Annotated in this window: 3 protein-coding genes; 2 read left to right on the forward strand and 1 reads right to left on the reverse strand. The window is 55.3% G+C overall.

From position 1 onward, the window contains the following. Positions 1-82: IS200/IS605 family transposase (locus NTZ04_02765; GenBank protein MCX5991241.1), on the reverse strand; the 82-nt coding region annotated here is incomplete at its 3' end. 181 nt (positions 83-263) lie between these two features. On the opposite strand from NTZ04_02765, the gene NTZ04_02770 reads away from it, so the two are divergent. Beyond that, positions 264-767 carry a rubrerythrin family protein gene (locus tag NTZ04_02770; protein ID MCX5991242.1) on the forward strand — a complete coding sequence of 168 codons (504 nt, stop codon included), beginning with the start codon at positions 264-266 and terminating at the stop codon, positions 765-767. 334 nt (positions 768-1,101) lie between these two features. Then, positions 1,102-2,352, forward strand: coding sequence for an MFS transporter (locus NTZ04_02775; GenBank protein MCX5991243.1), 1,251 nt, complete (start codon positions 1,102-1,104; stop codon positions 2,350-2,352). Positions 2,353-2,527 lie beyond the last annotated feature (175 nt).

Below are 2,527 nucleotides of genomic sequence, written 5' to 3' on the forward strand. Positions count from 1 at the left end.
CTAGCCGACGGTATTTCGTTGGAAACACCAGATGATACAACAATACGCTTACATTGTGGCTCTTGTGTAAATAGATGCTCATGCATCTATTCTAATTCATCCGCCGCAAGCGGCGGGGTATCAGACCCTAAAAGAGAATGAGTTGACACGGGGTGGATGCCGGATTCTGGAACGGCGTCTTATATATGTACAGTGAGGTTTCCTCTTGGTACAATATCTCCCATGTGAAAGAGACGTGGAAGTCCAGAAAGGAGATGGTCAAAATGAGGAAGATGACTGAGGCAAACCTGAACAGTGCTTACGCCGGTGAGAGCATGGCCCACATGAGGTATAGTATCTTTGCCGACGTTGCAGAGGCAGAGGGCAAGCCCAATATCGCCAAGCTATTCCGCGCCATATCGTTTGCCGAAAGGGTGCATGCCACGAATCACTACAGAGAGGTAGGGGCGATCAACTCCAGCGTTCAGAATCTGCAGGTGGCCATAGATGGCGAGACCTACGAGGTGGAGGAGATGTACCCTGCTTACAAGGCCGTGGCCGAGCTGCAGGGAGAGAAGGGCGCCTTTCGCAGTGCTGACTGGGCCTGGAAGGCAGAGCAGATCCATGCATCCATGTATCAGAAGGCGAAGCAGGCAGCAGCGGACGGGCAGGATATGCAACTGGGGCCTGTGTTCATCTGTGAGGTGTGCGGCCATACCGTGGAGGGGAATGCCCCTGACAGATGCCCGGTATGCCAGGCTCCCAAGACAAAGTTCCGGAAGTTCTGAAGCTATAAAAGTGGGTGTCATCCTTCTGCGGAAGGACGACCTGACCACGTTATTCCTGCCTCCTCCATGTCATTCCTGCGGAAGCAGGAATCTACCGCGTGTCCAGCCACCACGTTTCTGGATTCCCGTTTTCACGGGAATGACATGAGAAGCGAAGTTGTCATTGTGAGGAAGGTGGGGTTGTTTTACACCACCCTGTTCAAATGTCATTGCGAGGAGCGCAGCGACGAAGCAATCTCTGTAGGGGCCCTTCCAGCAAAGGGTGAGTCGCCCTCAAGGAAAGGTGTGGGTGAGTCCGGAGTCTTGCTGATATGGTGCCGAGGCGGTACACTCATTGAAATACTTACTGATGACACCACCCATGCAGAGACTTTCCCCAGGAGATGCCTCGGATGGGGCCGGCAAAGGCCCGGGGCGATTTCTTTCCCGCAACAAGGCTTTCATTGTCGTCTGGCTCGCTCTCCTGATCACTATGGCGGGCCTGGGCATGGTAAGCCCGCTGCTCCCCAACTTTGCTCAAGATATGGGGGCCAGTGGCATTTGGATAGCGCTTATCTTCTCCGGATATGTTTTCACCCAGGTCCCGCTCATGCCGTTCATAGGAAGGCTGTCCGACAGATACGGGAAGAAGCTCTTCCTCTGGCTTGGACTGCTCATCTATGTGATGGCTGCTGCAGGCTACTACTGGTCCCCCGGATACCGGGAGATCTTCCTCTTCCGTTTGCTTGCCGGTGTTGGTGCCGCCATGGTCGTTCCTACCGCCTATGCCTATGTTGGCGATCTGGCACCGCGCGGCCAGGAGGGGAGATACATGGGGCTGTTCAACATCGCTTTTGTAGCCGGTTTGGGTGTGGGGCCGACGATGGGTGGCCTCATCCACGACAGGTTTGGCCTGCATGCCACATTCGCCAGCATGGCCATCTTGAGCACCGCCGGGTTTCTTGTTGTCCTGTTCTTCCTGCCGGGCCGGGGGTCGTCCCGTCAAGGCGGGCAACATGATGAGCCCGGCGCTTCCTTCGCTTCTATGCTGAGAGATGGGACAATGCGGGGAATCATTGTGCTTCAACTCGTGCAGGGATTGGCCTATGGTGCCGTGGCCACATTCCTGCCGATCTTCATGACCGATGTGAGGGGTACGAGTATTGCTGCGGTAGGCGTAGTGCTGTCCGCCCGATACGTACTCAACGGATCACTGGCCTATCCTTTTGGCTGGCTGGCCGACCGGATGAACCGGGTCTTTCTGGTCACGCTGGGTGTAGCGGTGATGGCTACAGGCATTTTCTTTGTCCCCTGGGTTGGCGGCTTTATTCCTATCTTGTGCCTTTTCATAGTCCTGGGGATATTTGAAACTGTTGCCTTGCCAGCGGGCAATGCAATCACGGTGGAAAGAGGCCGGAGTCTGGGGATGGGGGCAGTCATGGGGGTATTCAACATGGCCAATTCGTCGGCTGTCGTCGTTGGTTCGATGGGTGGGGCGCTGATTGAGAGCTCTTTTGGGGTAGACTGGGTATTCCGCTGCGTCGCTGCAGCCAGTCTGGCAGGCATGGTGGTATTCAACGTGTTTATGCGGAGGTTGTCCCGCTAGGGAATCCGATATACGGCCGCTCGTGGTGGTGCTTCCGTGTCAACTCATTTAAGAAGGTAACCCAACGGTGGCCTGTTGAATCATGAAAGATGTCACCATACGGGGGTCCAGCTTTCTGTGGGTATCAACTCCTGATGTCCGGTTTTTGGTTTCGTAGGCTTGGAGGAGGCTGTTG

The sequence above is a fragment of the Chloroflexota bacterium genome (assembly GCA_026389585.1).
In the GTDB taxonomy this organism is placed as follows: Bacteria; Chloroflexota; Dehalococcoidia; order UBA2247; family RBG-13-53-26; genus JAPLHP01.

Excerpts from the sequence above, each read along its gene's own strand:
- NTZ04_02770 (MCX5991242.1), top strand. The coding sequence starts at position 264 with ATGAGGAAGATGACTGAGGCAAACCTGAACAGTGCTTACGCCGGTGAG.